General features: G+C 52.7%; 16 protein-coding genes. 15 read left to right on the forward strand and 1 reads right to left on the reverse strand.

Annotated elements, in window-relative coordinates; all coding sequences use genetic code 11:
* Nucleotides 1-85: 85 nt before the first annotated feature.
* Nucleotides 86-1,039, forward strand: a complete 954-nt coding sequence (locus NSU01_RS00190) for a ribose-phosphate diphosphokinase (RefSeq protein ID WP_019914487.1) — start codon at nt 86-88, stop codon at nt 1,037-1,039.
* Nucleotides 1,040-1,131: 92 nt separating this feature from the next.
* Here the strand turns inward: NSU01_RS00190 and NSU01_RS00195 are convergent, their stop codons facing one another.
* Nucleotides 1,132-1,332 carry a hypothetical protein gene (locus NSU01_RS00195; RefSeq protein ID WP_039305774.1) on the reverse strand — a complete coding sequence of 67 codons (201 nt, stop codon included), beginning with the start codon at nt 1,330-1,332 and terminating at the stop codon, nt 1,132-1,134.
* Between the two features lie 92 nt (nt 1,333-1,424).
* Between NSU01_RS00195 and pth the strand changes: the two genes are divergently transcribed.
* The 14 genes from pth to spoIIE all read left to right on the forward strand — a co-directional run bounded on the left by pth (nt 1,425) and on the right by spoIIE (nt 16,997).
* Nucleotides 1,425-1,985: an aminoacyl-tRNA hydrolase gene (gene pth, locus NSU01_RS00200; protein WP_042132685.1), complete on the forward strand. Its 561-nt coding sequence runs from the start codon at nt 1,425-1,427 to the stop codon at nt 1,983-1,985.
* 89 nt (nt 1,986-2,074) lie between these two features.
* Complete coding sequence (locus NSU01_RS00205) at nt 2,075-2,305, forward strand: anti-sigma-F factor Fin family protein (protein WP_039305780.1); 231 nt, start codon at nt 2,075-2,077, stop codon at nt 2,303-2,305.
* 131 nt (nt 2,306-2,436) lie between these two features.
* A complete protein-coding gene (mfd, locus tag NSU01_RS00210; RefSeq protein ID WP_042140608.1) occupies nt 2,437-5,961 on the forward strand; it encodes a transcription-repair coupling factor in 3,525 nt (1,174 codons plus the stop codon).
* Nucleotides 5,948-6,982 carry a peptidylprolyl isomerase gene (locus NSU01_RS00215; protein WP_042132686.1) on the forward strand — a complete coding sequence of 345 codons (1,035 nt, stop codon included), beginning with the start codon at nt 5,948-5,950 and terminating at the stop codon, nt 6,980-6,982. Before mfd ends, NSU01_RS00215 begins: the two co-directional genes overlap by 14 nt.
* A gap of 283 nt (nt 6,983-7,265) precedes the next feature.
* Nucleotides 7,266-7,808 carry a stage V sporulation protein T gene (spoVT, locus tag NSU01_RS00220; protein ID WP_039305786.1) on the forward strand — a complete coding sequence of 181 codons (543 nt, stop codon included), beginning with the start codon at nt 7,266-7,268 and terminating at the stop codon, nt 7,806-7,808.
* 220 nt (nt 7,809-8,028) lie between these two features.
* Nucleotides 8,029-9,684 (forward strand): polysaccharide biosynthesis protein, encoded by a 1,656-nt coding sequence (locus NSU01_RS00225; RefSeq protein ID WP_076248547.1) that lies wholly within the window; start codon nt 8,029-8,031, stop codon nt 9,682-9,684.
* Between the two features lie 74 nt (nt 9,685-9,758).
* The gene (mazG, locus tag NSU01_RS00230; RefSeq protein ID WP_076248549.1) at nt 9,759-11,258 is read left to right on the forward strand and encodes a nucleoside triphosphate pyrophosphohydrolase; all 1,500 of its coding nucleotides are present in this window, start codon (nt 9,759-9,761) and stop codon (nt 11,256-11,258) included.
* Between the two features lie 264 nt (nt 11,259-11,522).
* Nucleotides 11,523-11,795 carry an HU family DNA-binding protein gene (locus NSU01_RS00235; protein WP_039309509.1) on the forward strand — a complete coding sequence of 91 codons (273 nt, stop codon included), beginning with the start codon at nt 11,523-11,525 and terminating at the stop codon, nt 11,793-11,795.
* The gene (locus NSU01_RS00240; RefSeq protein ID WP_036723951.1) at nt 11,795-12,073 is read left to right on the forward strand and encodes an RNA-binding S4 domain-containing protein; all 279 of its coding nucleotides are present in this window, start codon (nt 11,795-11,797) and stop codon (nt 12,071-12,073) included. Before NSU01_RS00235 ends, NSU01_RS00240 begins: the two co-directional genes overlap by 1 nt.
* Before the next feature lie 141 nt (nt 12,074-12,214).
* The gene (gene yabP / locus NSU01_RS00245) at nt 12,215-12,499 is read left to right on the forward strand and encodes a sporulation protein YabP (protein ID WP_039309510.1); all 285 of its coding nucleotides are present in this window, start codon (nt 12,215-12,217) and stop codon (nt 12,497-12,499) included.
* Nucleotides 12,496-13,059 carry a spore cortex biosynthesis protein YabQ gene (yabQ, locus tag NSU01_RS00250; RefSeq protein ID WP_042132689.1) on the forward strand — a complete coding sequence of 188 codons (564 nt, stop codon included), beginning with the start codon at nt 12,496-12,498 and terminating at the stop codon, nt 13,057-13,059. Before yabP ends, yabQ begins: the two co-directional genes overlap by 4 nt.
* Before the next feature lie 22 nt (nt 13,060-13,081).
* Nucleotides 13,082-13,414: a septum formation initiator family protein gene (locus tag NSU01_RS00255; protein WP_039309513.1), complete on the forward strand. Its 333-nt coding sequence runs from the start codon at nt 13,082-13,084 to the stop codon at nt 13,412-13,414.
* Between the two features lie 128 nt (nt 13,415-13,542).
* Nucleotides 13,543-14,046 carry a S1 domain-containing RNA-binding protein gene (locus NSU01_RS00260; protein WP_042132690.1) on the forward strand — a complete coding sequence of 168 codons (504 nt, stop codon included), beginning with the start codon at nt 13,543-13,545 and terminating at the stop codon, nt 14,044-14,046.
* 443 nt (nt 14,047-14,489) lie between these two features.
* Complete coding sequence (gene spoIIE / locus NSU01_RS00265) at nt 14,490-16,997, forward strand: stage II sporulation protein E (RefSeq protein WP_042132691.1); 2,508 nt, start codon at nt 14,490-14,492, stop codon at nt 16,995-16,997.
* Nucleotides 16,998-17,030: the final 33 nt, after the last annotated feature.

The raw sequence follows: 17,030 nt of genomic DNA on the forward strand, positions 1-17,030 counted from the left end.
CCAAGGCCAAAGCGCCGGACGGACTCTGCAAATCCGCGCCGGTGCTACTTGGAAGTTAAATTCCGTCACGGAGGGTTTATATTTTATGACTTATTGCGATTCCAAACTAAAGATTTTCACCTGCAACTCCAATCCTAAGCTGGCCAGTCAGATTGCCGATTATATCGGTATTCCGATGGGCGAGTCCCACACTACCAGCTTCAGCGACGGAGAGATTCAGGTTAAGCTGTCGGAAAGCGTCCGGGGCTGTCATGTATATATTGTGCAGTCCACCTGTGGACCGGTTAACGACAATCTGATGGAGCTTCTGGTTATGGTAGATGCGCTTAAGCGTGCGTCTGCGAAGAGCATCAATGTCGTCATTCCTTACTACGGTTATGCGCGCCAAGACCGTAAGGCCCGTTCACGCGATCCGATTACGGCCAAGCTGGTAGCGAACCTGATTGAAAAAGCGGGTGCACATCGCGTCATTACCATGGACCTTCATGCGATGCAAATTCAAGGCTTCTTCGATATTCCTGTGGATCATCTGCTGGGTGTTCCGATTCTGGCCCAATACTTCCGTTCCAAGCAAATTCAGAACCCGGTTGTCGTATCTCCGGACCATGGCGGTGTTGTGCGGGCAAGAAAGCTTGCTGATTTCCTCAACGCTCCACTGGCGATCATCGACAAGCGCCGTCCTGAGCCGAATGTTAGTGAGGTTATGAACATTATCGGTAACATTGAAGGTAAAACAGCGATTCTGATCGATGATATCATCGATACGGCAGGAACGATCGTGCTGGGGGCCAATGCTCTGATGGAAGGCGGCGTGAAGGAAGTCTACGCCTGCTGTACACATCCTGTATTGTCCGGGCCTGCGCATGAACGTCTGGAAAACTCTCCAATCAAAGAAATTATCGTGACGGATACCATTCCAATTCGCAGTAGTAATCCGACAAGCAAGCTCAAAGTACTGTCCGTAGCTCCGCTTATGGGCGAAGCTATTATTCGTGTGCATGAAGAGCTGTCGATCAGTAAACTGTTCGAGATCGAATAAGCTGCTTATATTAGAAAAAGGGTTACACCTCCGTGAAGCGGAAGATGTAACCCTTGTCGGCGTGATGCGGGAAACGGAGCGGCTGGTACGTTTCAGTATCCCGGGCGGGAGATGAAGGTGAACAGGCTGCGGTTGTATAGCGTCCCCTGGAGCTCCACAAAGCCTTCATCCACCGCTGTAATCACACCGATGTCTACATGAGCGCTACCCCTAAATACTTCAACAGGCACAGCATATTGAATATGGTACTGGAAATGGCGCGGTAATGTTAAAATATCGCCCTGATGTGGCATTGTTCATCACCTGTCTTCGGAGTATAAACTTATTGTACCAAAAACGGAACTCTTCTGCTGGGAGTACCGGGCGGAAAGGATAGACCTTAGTTATGAAATGGATTGTTGGACTTGGAAATCCCGGAACGCAATACGCGAAGACCAAGCATAATGTTGGCTTCATGGCGCTGGATGAGCTTGCGTCCAGACACGGAATTGCCTTTAACCAGAATAAATGCAAAGCGGTGATCGGCGAAGGTGTCATTGGCGGAGTTAAGACCGTACTGATTAAACCGATGACTTTCATGAACCTGTCCGGTGAGGCGGTCCGCGCTTATATGGATTATTACAAGGTCCAGCTGGAAGATATGATTGTTGTCTATGATGATCTGGATACGGAGCTGGGCAAAATCCGGCTGCGCTATCAAGGCAGTGCCGGCGGACATAACGGAATCAAGTCGATCATCCAGCACACAGGCACCCAGAGCTTCAACCGGGTGCGGATGGGGATCTCACGTCCTGAGCCGGGATTTGCAATTGTCGATTATGTGCTGTCTACGTTCTCCAAGAAAGATGGACCCAAGCTGGAAACGATGATTATGGATACTTGTGATGCAGTGGAATTTGGCCTGCAGCATACATTTGAGCAGACCATGGCCAAGTTCAATGGCTGATTACAAGGTATAGGGTGCAGTAATTTAAGGCTAAAGCTATCCGGGGCGGGGCATACTGGAGGTATATACTACCTTCAGGAGGCATATAGATGGCAATAAACTATGTATGCAGGCACTGCCGGACATTCTTAGGAAGCATCGGCAGAAGTGATATCACAGAGATGCAGCTGGGCCTACATTCCTTGACCCCTGCGGAACGCAGAGATATAATAGCGTATGATTCAGAAGGTGAGATTACGGTGAAGGTTACCTGCGGTTACTGCAAGCAGGCCCTGGATAACAATCCGGAACTCAGCCTGCTGGCCAGTCCGCTTCAGTAGGTGGAAGCGCCTGTCTCTATCGTCATCCGCAAGCCTTGGCCTTATCCGCTGAGGCTTGTTTTCGATTCTAATTATAATAGGTGGCAGCGGCAATGCTGCTGTCAGCCTGTTTAGTAAGAGAGGTGCACCTGTTGTTACAAGGTCTTATAGAAGCTTTTTCGAAGGATCCCGATTTTCAGTCCGTCACCAGCGGTATCGCTGCAGGTATGAAGGAGCAGCTTATCTCCGGCTTATCCGGCTCGGCCAGACAAATTATGCTGGCTGCGCTGCATGAAGAGACGGAGCGTCCGCTGCTGGTAGTCACTCATAATATGTTCTCGGCCCAGAAGATGGCCGAGGATTTGCAGGAAGCGCTTTCTCCGGACCGTGTGCTGCTGTATCCGGCTAATGAGCTGGTAGCTGCTGAAGCTGCAGTCTCGAGCCCCGAGACACTCGCTCAGCGTATTGATGTGCTTACGAAATGTGCCAAGGGCTTCCGTGGAGTTGTAGTTGTTCCGTACTCCGGCGTCCGGCGGCTGCTCCCCGCCCCTCATGTGATGGCCGGAGCCCAGCTGACCGTTTCGCAGGACGGTACCCTTTCGCTGGATGAATTCCTCATGTCCATGATTGAAATGGGCTATGAGCGTGTCGAGCGGGTGGAGAACCGCGGTGAACTCAGCGTGCGCGGCGGTATTATTGATTTCTATCCTATGACTTCTCCACTGGCTTACCGGGTGGAGCTGTTTGATGATGAAGTAGATTCCATTCGTACTTTTGATCCCATAGACCAGCGGTCTATTGATAAGGTCCGCAGTGTGAAGATTACTCCGGCCAAGGAGATTATCGCCGATCAGCTGCGCCAGGATGCGGCCTCTACAGCTGCGTCAGCGCTGCTGGAGCGGCAGCTCGAGAAAATGAGCGACCGTCAGGCCAAGCTGCGTCTGCGTGAGGAAATGGGCCGGGAGCTGGAAATGCTGCGCGAAGGCACTTATTTTCCGGAAATCTATAAATATATCAGTCTCTTATATCCTGAACGCTCTCATCTGTATGATTACATGGCACAGGATACGTTGCTTGTGCTGGATGAACCGGCCCGATTGCTGGAAACTGCCAAGCAGCTGGAGCGCGATGAGTCAGAATGGAACCTGCATCTGCTGCAGAACGGCAAAACGCTGCCTGACCTGCATCTTTCTGTCGAGAGCGATGTGATTATGTATCACCGCCCGTTCCAGAGCTTGTTCATGTCGATTTTCCTGCGTCAGGTTCCGCATATTCAGCCGCAGAATATCCTCGGCTTCATCAGCCGGGGAATGCAGGATTTCCATGGGCAGATGAATGTGCTGAAATCCGAGATGGAACGCTGGCATAAGTCCGGCGTGAAGGTTATTATGCTGGCCAATGGCGAGGAGCGGATGGAGCGTGTCCGCCGGGTGCTGGACGACTACGGGATTGAAGCGCCGACCATCCTTCAGGGCAACCTGGGCTCCGGTTTTGAGCTGCCTTCCATTCATTTGGCTGTCATCACTGAAGGTGAGATGTTCTCGCAGAAGCAGCGCAAGGCGCGGAAGGTCTCCAAGGGAATTGACAATGCCGAACGGATCAAGAGTTATACGGAGCTGAAGATTGGCGATTATGTGGTTCACCAGAACCACGGGATCGGCAAGTACATGGGCATCGGCACGCTCGAGGTCAGCGGGATTCACCGCGACTATATGCATATTCTCTATGCGGGCGGCGACAAGCTCTCGGTTCCGATTGAACAGATCGATCTCATTCAGAAGTATGTCGGTTCAGAAGACAAGGAGCCGAAGGTATATAAGCTTGGCGGCAACGAGTGGACGAGGGTTACCAGCAAAGTACGGAGCTCGGTCCAGGATATCGCCGATGATCTGATCAAGCTCTACGCCGAACGCCAGAGCGCGCTCGGTTATGGCTTCGAGAAGGATACGCAGGAACAGCGTGAATTCGAAGAGATGTTCCCGTATGAGGAGACCCGTGACCAGCTTCGCGCGATCGAAGAGATCAAGAAGGATATGGAGCAGAACCGTCCGATGGACCGCCTGCTCTGCGGAGATGTGGGCTACGGCAAGACTGAAGTGGCGATCCGGGCTGCTTTTAAATCAGCGATTGAGGGCAAGCAGGTGGCAGTACTCGTGCCAACGACGATTCTGGCGCAGCAGCACTATGAAACCTTCCGTGAGCGCTTCGCCAACTATCCGCTGAACATTCAGGTGCTGAGCCGTTTCCGCAGCCGCAAGGAGCAGAATGACACCATTAAGGGAGTAAGACAGGGTACCGTGGATGTGGTTATAGGCACACACCGTCTGCTGTCGCAGGATCTGGTGTTCAAAGATCTGGGTCTTCTGATTGTCGATGAAGAGCAGCGTTTCGGCGTGACCCACAAAGAGAAGCTGAAGAAGCTGAAGACCAATGTCGATGTGCTGACCCTGACGGCAACGCCGATTCCCCGCACTCTGCATATGTCGATGCTGGGTGTCCGGGACTTGTCAGTTATTGAGACGCCACCAGAGAACCGCTTTCCCGTACAGACGTATGTTGTGGAACATAGCCAGACCCTGACCCGTGAAGCGGTAGAGCGGGAGCTTGCCCGTGGCGGCCAGGTCTATTACCTCTATAACCGCGTCCAGGGGATTCAGGAAATGGCTGCACAAATCTCCATGCTGGTGCCGGAGGCAAGAGTAGGCATCGGCCATGGGCAGATGTCGGAGTCGGAGCTGGAGAAGACCATTCTCGACTTCCTCGATGGAGAATACGATGTGCTCGTCAGCACAAGTATTATAGAGACTGGCGTGGATATTCCAAACGTCAATACGCTGATTGTGCATGATGCCGACAAAATGGGACTTTCCCAGCTCTATCAGCTGCGCGGCCGTGTGGGCCGTTCTAACCGGATAGCTTATGCTTACTTCACGTACCAGCGGGATAAAGTACTGACAGAAGTGGCTGAGAAACGCCTGCAGTCGATCAAGGAATTCACGGAGCTTGGTTCAGGCTTCAAAATTGCCATGCGCGATCTCTCCATCCGCGGAGCAGGTAATCTGCTCGGTGCGGAGCAGCACGGATTCATCGCTTCTGTTGGTTTCGATCTGTATTCGCAGATGCTGGCGGAGGAAATCCGCAAGCGTAAAGTCAGCGTGCTTGGTGAAGAGGATACTTCGCTGAAACAGGGCAATACCGTGATTGATTTGTCGATTGACGCGTACCTTCCATCCGAGTATATTTACGACAGTATCCAAAAAATTGAAATCTATAAAAAAGTCGCTGCGGTGGCTACTTTTGAGGATGCTTCGGAGCTTGAGGATGAGCTGCTTGACCGGTTCGGCGAATTGCCGGAGGCCGTCATCAATCTGCTCTCTGTGGCCCGGCTGAAGGTATACGGCAAGCTGTACGGTATGGAATCCATGGTCCGGCGGGGCGATGAGGTCTCACTCAATTTCCATGAAGGAAGTATCGGCGCGTTTGATACGGCGAAGCTCGCCAAAGTTGGAAATAGCTTCGAAAGACGTGTACAATTTGATAAGGATGCGAAAGCAACGATCCGCATCAAGTCCAAAGACTTGGGCGACAAAGAGCTGCTTGATCTGCTGGAGCAATTCCTCGCGGCAGCCAAACAGTCTTTAAAATCGAAGGGAGAATTACACAATGTCGTTAAATAAAAAACCATGGAAAGTGCTGCTGGTCTCACTGGTTGCAGCAGTTTCCTTCTCAATGCTTGCTGCCTGCAGCAACGACAGCAGCGATGATACAGCCGTGGCAACTTATAATGGCGGAACGATTACTGCGAAGGAATTTGATCTGGATACCCGCGTAATGAAATTCCTGTCTCCGCAGCAGGCGCAGTATCTGGAGATTGATATGTTCAAGGAGTCTATCCTGAAGCAGGAGGTCGCGTTTGAGTATCTGGCCGGCCAGGCAACGGATGAGGCGAAGAAGGCAGCAGAGAAAGAAGTCGATACACAGATTGAGACGATCAAGAGTAGTCTGGGCGACTCCTATAAAAGCTCTCTGAAGGAGCAGGATCTTAGCGAATCGGACCTGCGTTCTTATATGCAGCGGGTGCTTACCGTTTATCAGGACATGCTGCTCAAAGTAACGGACGAGCAGGTGAAGACAGAGTACGAAGCGATTAAAGCTGACTTCACCGTAGCTACACTGCGTCATGTGCTGGTTGGCTTGACGGATGGTGACGGCAAGGAGCGTACGGATGCAGATGCGCTGAAGCGTGCCAATGAAGCCAAAGCGAAGCTGGACGGCGGTGCAGACTTTGCGGCCGTTGCCAAGGAATATTCGGACGATACCAGTACGAAGGATACCGGGGGCTTATATAAGGATACGCTTCTGTCCAAATACGTAGAAGAGTTCAAAGCCGCAGCCCAGACGCTGCCGCTTAATACAATTAGTGATCCGGTGAAGAGCAGCTACGGATATCACGTCATTAAAGTTGAAGCCCGCAAGGAGACAACCTTCGACAAGCTGACGGCAGAGCAGCTGGAGACCGTTAAGAGCTCAGCAGCTTCCGCCAGCCTGGAGTCGTTCCTCGAAAAGGATCTGGATAGCCTGAAGATTGAGATCAACCTGCCGAAAAGCACCGCCGCAGCCGATGAACCGGGAACAGCAGCTACTCCAGCCCCGGCTGATGCCACAGCAGCTCCGGCCGCTACAGAAGCAGCCAAATAATTTTAAAGGTGGACAAGCCGTCTGATGCGCCAAGCATCAGGCGGCTTTTTTGAACAGACTGGAGCAGGTATAGAATGGTGAATTTAAGAACATAACTGGAATGATGCGCCTGTTGTGTTTGTGATTTTGCATGAACTATTTTAAACAGGCGGCTTGAATGTATAAGGAACTGGGAAGAGATGAATACTATGGTCAGATATTACGATAAATCACTGGGATTAACCATTCCCATAATGGACAGTAGTTGGACCATACTTCTTAAGAAAGCGGGGCAACATGTGAAATGAAAGCTACTGGAATTGTACGCCGTATTGATGACCTCGGACGAGTTGTTATCCCTAAAGAGATTAGACGCACCTTGCGGATTCGGGAAGGAGACCCTCTGGAAATCTTCGTCGACCGTGATGGTGAAGTTATATTGAAAAAATATTCTCCGATTGGCGAGCTGGGTGATTTCGCTAAAGAATACGCGGAGTCACTGTTTGAGGGAACAGGGCATATTACCATGATTACGGACCGGGACACCTTCATCGCACTCGCCGGCGGCTCCAAGAAGGATTATTTAGAGAAGCAGGTTGGCGTGCTGCTGGAGAAGGTAATGGAAAGCCGTAAAACGGTGCTTGAGACTAATGGGGGCAGCTACGACATCAGCAAAGACCACACGGAGTTGCTATCCAGCTATGTGGCAGCACCCATTATCTCCGGCGGAGATCCAATCGGCTGTGTAGTACTGCTGAATAAGGATGACACGGTAAAAATGGCGCAGATGGAAGTGAAGATGGCTGAAACAGCCGCAGCCTTCCTGGGCAAGCAAATGGAGCAGTAAGAGATTGGCCTATAGAACCCCGCTTATCCTCTGGGTATGAATCCACAGGAAATGGCGGGGTTTTGTTGTATCAGTGAAGCCATTTCCACTTACAGGCATACTTAAGCTATAATATAGAAATTCATTCTAATATGATGAACTTAAGAATGGGGACTTTCTTGTAACATGCTTAAGTTCACGTTCAATAATATGGCAGTCACGCTGTAGAAGCAGGTATATCATGAAATCAGACACACAGGGCTCTAAGCTGCTGCAAGGTGCATTTATTCTTAGCGCGGCAGCTATTTTCTCGAAACTGATCGGCACCCTGCAGAAGATTCCGCTGCAGAACCTGGGTGGTGACGCAGCATTCGGTATCTACAATACGGTCTATCCGCTATATACGATTCTGGTCACGGTGGCCATGCTGGGGTTGCCTGCAGCTATCTCACGGTTCGTAGCAGAGACATCTGCTGCGCAGGATGATCAGGAAGGACGGCGGGTGCTGCGCCTGTCAGCGGGCATTACAGCAGTCTCCGGGCTGATTCTCGGGGTTCTGGTCTATACCGGAGCTCCGGTTATTGCTGTGTGGGTCGGCAACTCCCATATTACCCCTGCTCTGCGCAGCAGCGCCTGGGGACTGGCAGTAGTACCGCTGATGGCTGCTCTGCGCGGTTACTTCCAGGGGCTGCATAATATGATGCCGACCGCTGTGTCACAGGTCGTAGAGCAGTCGGTGCGTGTGGCAGTCATGATCGCACTGCTGCTCTATCTGACAGCGGCCGGTGCCGATGCGGCGGGTATTGCCGCCGGCGCATTGCTCGGTCCTGCTGGCGGGGGATTGGCAGGTTTGGCCGTTATGCTCCTCTATTGGCGCACTTACCGCCGCCGCGGGCTGCAGGCCGCTATGCTTCAGGTTCCGTCCAGAGGGAAGCTAGCCGCAGCTGAAGTCCGCCCGGAACGCGGCGCGAATGCCCGTAAGCTGCTGGCTTACGGACTGCCGGTGATGCTGGGCGCTCTGGCTATGCCGCTGATCGGCCTGGTGGATGTGTTCACGGTTCCCCGTCTGCTGACGGGAAGCGGCAGCAGTGAGACGGCCGCTATGGCCCAGTTCGGCATCTATAACCGCGGACTGCCGCTCGTCCAGATCGTAACCATGCTGGCCACCTCATTGTCGGTAGTATTCATTCCGGCTCTGGCAGAAGCGAAATTCCAGCGGAACGAGGACCTTATCCGCACGCGCATCACGTTGTCGCTGCGCTGGTTCTGGCTCCTGGGGCTGGCCGCATCCGTAGGCCTGGCCGTCCTTGCAGAGCCGGTTAACACGGCTCTGTATGGGGACGCTGCCGGCAGCAGTGCGATGACCTGGCTGGCCTTCACCGCCGCCGGCGGCACGGTCAGCATCATCTCCGCCGCGCTGCTGCAGGGCCTTGGCGCCGTGCGTGCGCCGGCGCTGCACCTTCTGGCCGCCGCTGCGCTTAAGGCGGCCCTGAACCTGCTGCTGGTCCCGCAGCAGGGCATTACCGGTGCGGCCATCGCCGGCGTGGCCGCACATCTCTTCGCAGCAGCGCTGAACGTGCTGCTGCTGCACCGCCAGGGCTATCTGCGGCTGCGCTTCGCAGATGCCCTGCTGAAGCCCGCCGCGCTGCTCGCGGGCCTGGGGCTGGTTGCCGCGGCCGTGAGCCTCGCCGCGGGCAGAGCGGCGGACGCGGCCGGCTTCGGCGGCGGGCGGACCGCTGCGCTGGCGCAGAGCCTGCTCGGCGTGCTCGCAGGCTGCGCCGTCTTCGGACTCGGCGCAGTGGCGCTGCGGCTGCTCAGCGAGAACGAACTGCGCCAGCTTCCGGGCTTCGGCCCCCGGCTGGCGGACAAGCTGAAGAAGCTGCGCCTGTTCCCTTAAGGCTTACTAATAATTTACATAGGGCCACCGGCTGCACGAGCAGCAGGCAGATGCCCTGAAAGGAGTAGACAGGCATGAGCGCAATACTAACGGTAGTCGGTCTTGGCTCCGGCAATCCGGACCGGCTGACACTGGGCATTATCAAGAAGCTCAAGGCGGCATCCGCCATTTACGTGCGGACCGCAGAGCATCCCGCTATGGCTGCACTGGCTGAGCTTGAGATTTCTTCGGAGTCTTTCGACGGGCTGTATGAATCGTTATCCTCCTTCCCTGAGGTCTACGAAGCCATTACGGCCACCCTGATTGAGAAGGCAGCGGCGGCTCCGCAAGGCACAGAAATCGTCTATGCCGTGCCGGGACATCCCATGGTTGCTGAATCCGCTGTATCCCTGCTGCGCCAGCGCTGCCCGGAGGCCGGCATTGAGCTGAATATCCTTGGCGGCGAGAGCTTCCTCGATGAGGCGTTCGTCCGTCTGGGCTTTGATCCGATTGAAGGATTCCAGCTGCTGGATGCTTCGGGCATCCGCAGCTCCCAGCTCCATCCGGAGCTGCACACGCTGATCGGACAGGTCTATGACAGCTTCACTGCATCAGAAACCAAGCTCTGCCTGATGGAGCTGTATCCGCCGGAGTATGAAGTAATTGTCGGACATGCTCTCGGTGTAGAGGGCGAGGAGCAGATTCTGCGTGTGCCGCTGTATGAGCTGGACCGGCTGGACGGATACGGCAACCTCTCGCTGGTGTACGTTCCGATCAACCGTGCAGAGGATGCGCGAAAGCGTACGTTTGCCCGGCTGCATGAAATTGTCGATATTTTGCGGAGTCCCGAAGGCTGCCCCTGGGACCGTGAGCAGACGCATGAGTCTCTGCGCAAGAACCTGATCGAAGAGACTTATGAGGTGCTGGAAACGATTGACGAGGATGACCCGGACCATATGAAGGAAGAGCTGGGCGACCTGCTGCTCCAGATTATGCTTCATGCTCAGATGGAAGAGGAGCTCGGCACATTTAGCGTCTATGATGTAATAGAGGGGCTGAATGATAAGCTGATCTTCCGCCATCCGCATGTATTCGGTGACCAGGTTGCCGGCAATGCCGAGGAGGCGCTGCAGAACTGGGATGGCATGAAGGCCGAAGAGAAGCGGCGCAAAGGCGTGAAGCCTGAAGCGTTATCCGCGCTCAGCGGGGTTCCCCGTGACCTGCCTGCACTGATGAAGGCTTACAAGCTGCAGAAGAAGGCCTCCAAGGTGGGATTCGATTGGGATAATACCGGGGATGTCCTGGCCAAAATCCGTGAAGAGGTCGACGAACTGCAGGAAGCGATTGAAACGGGGCTGTCTGCCGAGGAGCAAATGCTGGAGCTTGGTGATCTGCTGTTCGCGGCAACCAATGTAGCCCGCTTCATCGATGCCGATCCGGAAGAAGCGCTGACCCGCACAAACCGCAAGTTTATCTCCCGGTTCCAGTACATTGAGCAGCGACTGCTTGATAGAGGTACTAGTGTTCAAGACAGTAGTCTCGAAGAGATGGAAGCCCTCTGGCAGGAAGCCAAGACGGAAGAGCGGAGCCAGTAGGGTATACAGTGCCGGAGAAACGGTAATGCTGTGAACAGGACCTTAAATCTCTGATTTGAAATGCAAAGAGAGGTTTATAATGTTATAGTGCTATAAGCCCCGGTTCTCCCGCCAGATGTTACATTTTTAAAAAAAACGGCGGATCATGGCAGGAATTGAGGGTAGAATCAAGAATATCATAAAGACGAAATGACGTTTTGCGGCAACTTCTGCCAGCAAACTGATTTTCATTTATTTTTTGTATCCTAGGAGGAACTTCAAATTATGAACAAGACAGATCTGGTAAACAACATTTCCGAAAAAAGCGGATTGGCCAAAAAAGATGTAGAAGCAGTACTCAACGGGGTTCTGGGCGAAATTACAGAAGCTCTGGCAAGCGGAGATAAAGTGCAGCTGATCGGATTCGGTACTTTTGAAACCCGCAAACGTTCCGGCCGTACGGGCCGTAACCCGCAATCGGGCACACCTATTGAAATCCCTGAATCGACTGTACCGGCCTTCAAGGCAGGTAACAAGCTTAAAGAAGCCGTTAACTAATGCGTCTGGACAAGTTCCTGAAAGTTTCCCGTCTGATCAAGCGCCGCACCGTGGCCAAGGATGTGTCCGAACAGGGCCGGGTACTGATCAATGGACGGGAATCCAAACCGAGCAGCACTGTGAAGATCGGTGACGAGATTACCGTGCAGTTCGGTCAAAAGCTTGTGACGGTCAAAGTCGAAAAGCTGGTGGAGACCACCCGCAAGGACGAGGCCGCCGGAATGTATACCCTGCTCCGTGAAGAGCCTGTGGCCAAAAGCACCGGACTCGACTGGTAAGGCAGATATTCAAAGGCAGTAACCGAAAGCGTAACTTTACTCTATGTGAAGTTGCGCTTTTTTACGATGCATGGCACGCCTTCATGTTCTATACCCTGTCCTTCCGTCATAGATTAGAACCAAGAAGGAGGGGTACATGCTATGATCGAGCCAGCCAAAGTCAATAAACAACATGATCTGCACATGCACAGCCGTAAACAGGTCGAACTTACGGGCGTGCAGAATGTAGAGAGCTTTGACAGCGAGGAGTTTCTGCTGCGTACGGAACTCGGCCATCTCACCATTCGGGGAAGTCATTTACATATCAAAAATTTAAGTCTGGAGAATGGATTGTTGTCACTTGAAGGCAATGTTCATTCCCTGATTTATCTGGATCCCGGTACGCAGGGCAAAAATAAAGGGATTCTCCGTAAGCTGTTCAAATGAATCCCGCGGTCCAATGGATCACCCTGTTCTACATGGTACTGGCCGGCACAGCCATGGGACTGGCCTATGACAGCTACCGGGTGCTGTCGCTGAAGCTGAGCTTTCCCAAATGGCTGAATGCGCTGCTGGATCTGCTGTACTGGATAGCGGCTGCCCTGTTCGTCTTTCGCATGCTTTATGCCGGAAATCAGGGACAATTGAGGTTTTATGTCTTTCTCGGACTCTTTCTAGGTGTATGGATCTATTTTTTGATCTTCAGTGTTACGGTACGGCGTTTTGTGTTAATGTTAATTCAGTCGGTTCAGTATACGTGCAGGATGCTATGGAGATGTATTGAGATCGTGATCGGATGGCCGCTTCTCTGGCTGTGGCGCCTTGTGAAGGGAACGCTGCTGCTGCTCGGCCGGATCCTGCTCTATATTTTGAAGCTGCTGCTGCGTCTAACCAAGCCAATCTGGGTACTTCCTGTAAGGTGGGTCTCTCCGTATCTTGCCCGGTTCTATCACAGTGCCAGGATGGCGAGGATCACTAAATGGATATCGGAATGGCGGAAACGCTGATCTTGAACTGGGGGTACGCTGTATGAACAGATTCTCTGCGGAAGAGAAGAATAATAACAATAAGGCTTCGGCCGCAGGCGCGAAGAGAAGAAAGTTTATATGGATTTTTGTAGTAGCGGTATTCTTCGGCTGGGCCGGGTTTACTTTCTTTGCCCAGAGTTCAGCTATTGCCGACAAGACTGAACAGCTTGCGAAGAAGCAGCAGAGCAATGAAAGTGTCACAGCTTCGCTTAACCAACTGAAATATGAAGTCTCGCGGCTGAATGATGATGAGTATATCGGACAATTAGCGCGTAAATGGTATAATATGTATCCAGAAGGTGAATCACCTATCCGCACAGAGCAATCTGAGTAATAAAAGCAGGCTAAAAGGGGCTTTCGCTCTGTTGCCTTGCTTTGTTCTTTACTGTATAATCAAATCACCGCAGACAGGATGAACTTAATATTCGTCTGTATATTTTTAAGGGAGGATCATTTTATTCTATGGCAATTGAAGTGGGCACCAAGTTAGAGGGCAAGGTGACAGGCATCACGCATTTCGGAGCATTTGTGGATCTGTCAGGAGGTGTCACAGGTCTCGTTCACATCTCGGAGATCGCCGATAACTACGTCAAGGATGTTAACGATCATTTGAAGATTGCGGATGTAGTAACCGTCAAGGTGATCAATGTTGACAAGGACGGCAAGATCGGACTTTCCATTAAGCAGGCCGTTGATAAGCCGGCGTCAGAAGTACGTCCCCCCAGAGCTCCAAGACCAGAACGTCCAAGCGGTGGAGACCGTTTCGGCGGTGGTGGCGGCAGTGGCGGAGGCGGCGGTGGTGGATTCAATCGTGAACGGGGTGGGCGTCCATTCAAGCCTGCAGCCGGTAAACCTTCATTCGAGGATAAAATGTCACGCTTCCTGAAAGACAGCGAAGAACGGATATCTTCGATCAAGAAGAACACAGAAGGAAAGCGCGGCGGCCGTGGAGCCAAGCGCGTATAATCTGAGTCTTGCACATCATAAATAACCGCTGGGGCTTCATGCCCTTCGCGGTTTTTTTGTTTGTCCTGGTAATTGTTCAATTCCTGGCATTTGCCCGCTGGTCGCAGTAAGCTCTGCATTAACTTCAGTGTAGGATTCGCAGCCGGGCTGTTTTTTGTCGGCCACAAACAAATTGCCGACAGCATCCAAGCCATTCTCACATAACTCTAGGGCAATCGCTGACGAATGTATGCGCGGGCACCGGCAACGTCCGCCGTCATGGTCAGCCCCGGCAAGGGCTAACCTTTTGCTCCGTAAGGGTTAGAAAGGTTTTTCCATAAAATGTCGGCAGAGGCTTTTTTGTCGGAATATTTTTACAGCCTGCTCTCTGTTTCTGACAAACTTTCATAAGACCCCCGCTATATAATGAGAACCATAAATTCTTATACGGGTGGTGCAGGGGAATGAGTAAAAGCAATGTGGTGAATTTGCCGGAGTGGACAAGAGCAGGAAGCAAAGACAAGATTCAGAAGGAAGCTTGGAGTACACGTCTGAAGGCGTGGAGTATGAAACAGCCGGTCCTCCAGTTCATCGCGGTCAAGAAGTGGGCAATGCTGCTGAGTCTGATGGGCTTTTTACTGGGCCGTGCCATGATTTTGGACGAGCTGACTCCCTTTGCTGCCGCTTATTTCGCCGTCATTGTATTTATGCGCAGGGACTCTACGCTGCCTGTGGCTGCGGCTATTCTGCTCGGAAGTCTCTTTACCCCGTTTCCCGGTGCTATAGTGGTTGCCGCAGAGCTGATTATCTTTTATCTAATTTATAAAGGAATGGAGAACTTCCAGCGGGTGGATCTGTCCTATGCGCCGCTGATGGTATTCGTGGCTTCTTTTATGGTGGGACTGTTCCGGGTGGTGATCGGGCCGACGCTGGCCTGGTATCCGCTGATGATGGCAACGATTGATGCCTTGCTTGGGTTTGTGCTGACGCTCGTATTCCTGCAGGCGCTTCCGGTGTTCACTTATAAGCAAAAAAGCAGGGCGCTTCGCAATGAAGAGGTCCTCTGCCTGATTATTCTGCTGGCCTCCGTGATGACAGGCCTGGTCGGGTGGACGGTAAACGGCCTTTCTCTGGAGCATATTTTATCGCGCTTCCTCATTCTGCTCTTTGCCCTTGCCGGTGGAGCCCCGCTCGGGGCAGCCGTCGGTGTCGTCACCGGACTGATTCTCAGTCTGGCTGATGTAAGTGCCATTTATCAGATGAGTCTGCTGGCCTTCTCCGGCATGCTGGCGGGAATGATGCAGTCCGGACGCAAAGGGGCCGTCTCAATCGGGATGCTGCTGGGTTCAACCATATTGTCGGTATATTTCATGGGACCGGGCGATGTGATGAATTCCACCTGGGAGACCTGCGCGGCCGTAGTGTTGTTTCTTCTGACACCTAAAGGCATTATTTCTGCCATTGCCAAATATGTACCGGGGACTGCTGATCATAGCCGCTCTCAACATGAATATGCCCGCAGAGTGCGGGATATTACAGCAGACCGGGTTACCCAGTTCTCTCAGGTATTCCGTCAGCTCTCCAGCAGCTTTGGTCAAATTCCCCGGGCCACGGAAGCCGGTAAAAGCGACCGTGAAATGGAGGATTTTATGAAAACGGTAACGGAAGGGGCCTGCGCCGGCTGCATCCGGCGTACCCACTGCTGGGATGCCAAGTTCTATCAGACATACAGATATATGACCGATATGATGACTACTGTGGAGGAATGCCCCGACATTACAGCGGCCCAGCTGCCTCCGGAATGGAACCGGATCTGCGGCAAGACGGGCGAAGTACTGGAAGTAATGAAGGGCCAATATGAACTCTATCAGCATGATATGCGCTGGAAGCGGCAAATATACGACAGCCGCCAATTTGTTGCCGAGCAATTATCAGGGGTCTCTCAGGTTATGGAGGATCTGGCGAAGGAGATCAAGCGGGAGGGCCAGGCGATGTACCGCCAGGAGGGACAGATTCGTGAGGCACTGGAGAAGCTGGGCTTGTCAATTCACACTATAGAAATTCTAAGCCTTGATCCCGGCCGGGTAGAGATTGAAGTAGTGCATGCTTATACCCGGGGCTTTGACGAATGCCGCAAAATGATTGCCCCGCTGCTCTCCGATATCCTGGAGGAGAATATTGCGGTGGTAAGTGAAACAGCGGTGCACCCGCGCGAAGGCTTATCCATGGTGACTTTTGGTTCGGCCAAAGCTTATGAAATCAATACCGGCGTAGCCGGGGCTGCCAAAGGAGGAGACATAATGTCCGGCGACAGCTTCAGTACGGTGGAGCTCGGAAATGGCACCTTTGCTGTGTCGATCAGCGATGGAATGGGCAACGGCGAGCGGGCCCGGATGGAGAGCAGCGCTGCGCTATCCATGCTGGAGAAGCTGCTGCAATCCGGGATGGATGAGAAGCTGGCGGTCAAGTCCGTCAATTCGATTCTGCTGCTGCGTTCCCCGGATGAATTTTATGCGACCGTGGATATGGCGCTGATCGATCAATATTCGGCGCAGACCATCTTCATGAAGATAGCGTCAGCACCAAGCTTTATCCGGCGGGGCAGCGAGGTTATTCCGGTGACAGCCAGCAATCTGCCGATTGGAATTATTAAAGATATCGAAGTGGACCTGGTCACCATGCAGCTGCGTCCCGGGGATATTCTCATTATGATGACCGATGGTATTTATGATGCGCCCGGATATGCCGTTAATAAAGAGATATGGATGAAACGCCTGATCCAGGAGCTGGAAGGCGATGATCCTCAGGATATGGCCGACAGCCTGCTGGATAAGGTAATCCGTTACCAGGGCAATGAAATCCATGATGATATGACGATTGTCGTCAGCCGTGTCGATCATTTCCATCCGGAGTGGTCCAGCCTGCATATGCCGGGCGTGGGCCGGATGGAGAGACCGCGTACAGTTAGTTAGGTAACCTATCATTCAGCTGACATTGTTCTTTCA

This window comes from Paenibacillus sp. FSL H8-0259, assembly GCF_037963255.1.
Classification (GTDB): Bacteria; Bacillota; Bacilli; order Paenibacillales; family Paenibacillaceae; genus Paenibacillus_AQ; species Paenibacillus_AQ phytohabitans.

Bases quoted from the DNA above. Each gene is read 5' to 3' on its own strand.
- NSU01_RS00205 (WP_039305780.1), top strand. From the start codon at position 2,075: ATGGCAATAAACTATGTATGCAGGCACTGCCGGACATTCTTAGGAAGC.
- spoVT (WP_039305786.1), top strand. From the start codon at position 7,266: ATGAAAGCTACTGGAATTGTACGCCGTATTGATGACCTCGGACGAGTT.
- NSU01_RS00190 (WP_019914487.1), top strand. From the start codon at position 86: ATGACTTATTGCGATTCCAAACTAAAGATTTTCACCTGCAACTCCAAT.
- pth (WP_042132685.1), top strand. From the start codon at position 1,425: ATGAAATGGATTGTTGGACTTGGAAATCCCGGAACGCAATACGCGAAG.
- NSU01_RS00235 (WP_039309509.1), top strand. From the start codon at position 11,523: ATGAACAAGACAGATCTGGTAAACAACATTTCCGAAAAAAGCGGATTG.
- yabP (WP_039309510.1), top strand. From the start codon at position 12,215: ATGATCGAGCCAGCCAAAGTCAATAAACAACATGATCTGCACATGCAC.
- NSU01_RS00260 (WP_042132690.1), top strand. From the start codon at position 13,543: ATGGCAATTGAAGTGGGCACCAAGTTAGAGGGCAAGGTGACAGGCATC.
- mazG (WP_076248549.1), top strand. From the start codon at position 9,759: ATGAGCGCAATACTAACGGTAGTCGGTCTTGGCTCCGGCAATCCGGAC.
- NSU01_RS00255 (WP_039309513.1), top strand. From the start codon at position 13,082: ATGAACAGATTCTCTGCGGAAGAGAAGAATAATAACAATAAGGCTTCG.
- NSU01_RS00195 (WP_039305774.1), bottom strand. From the start codon at position 1,332: ATGCCACATCAGGGCGATATTTTAACATTACCGCGCCATTTCCAGTAC.
- yabQ (WP_042132689.1), top strand. From the start codon at position 12,496: ATGAATCCCGCGGTCCAATGGATCACCCTGTTCTACATGGTACTGGCC.
- NSU01_RS00215 (WP_042132686.1), top strand. From the start codon at position 5,948: ATGTCGTTAAATAAAAAACCATGGAAAGTGCTGCTGGTCTCACTGGTT.
- NSU01_RS00240 (WP_036723951.1), top strand. From the start codon at position 11,795: ATGCGTCTGGACAAGTTCCTGAAAGTTTCCCGTCTGATCAAGCGCCGC.
- spoIIE (WP_042132691.1), top strand. From the start codon at position 14,490: ATGAGTAAAAGCAATGTGGTGAATTTGCCGGAGTGGACAAGAGCAGGA.
- NSU01_RS00225 (WP_076248547.1), top strand. From the start codon at position 8,029: ATGAAATCAGACACACAGGGCTCTAAGCTGCTGCAAGGTGCATTTATT.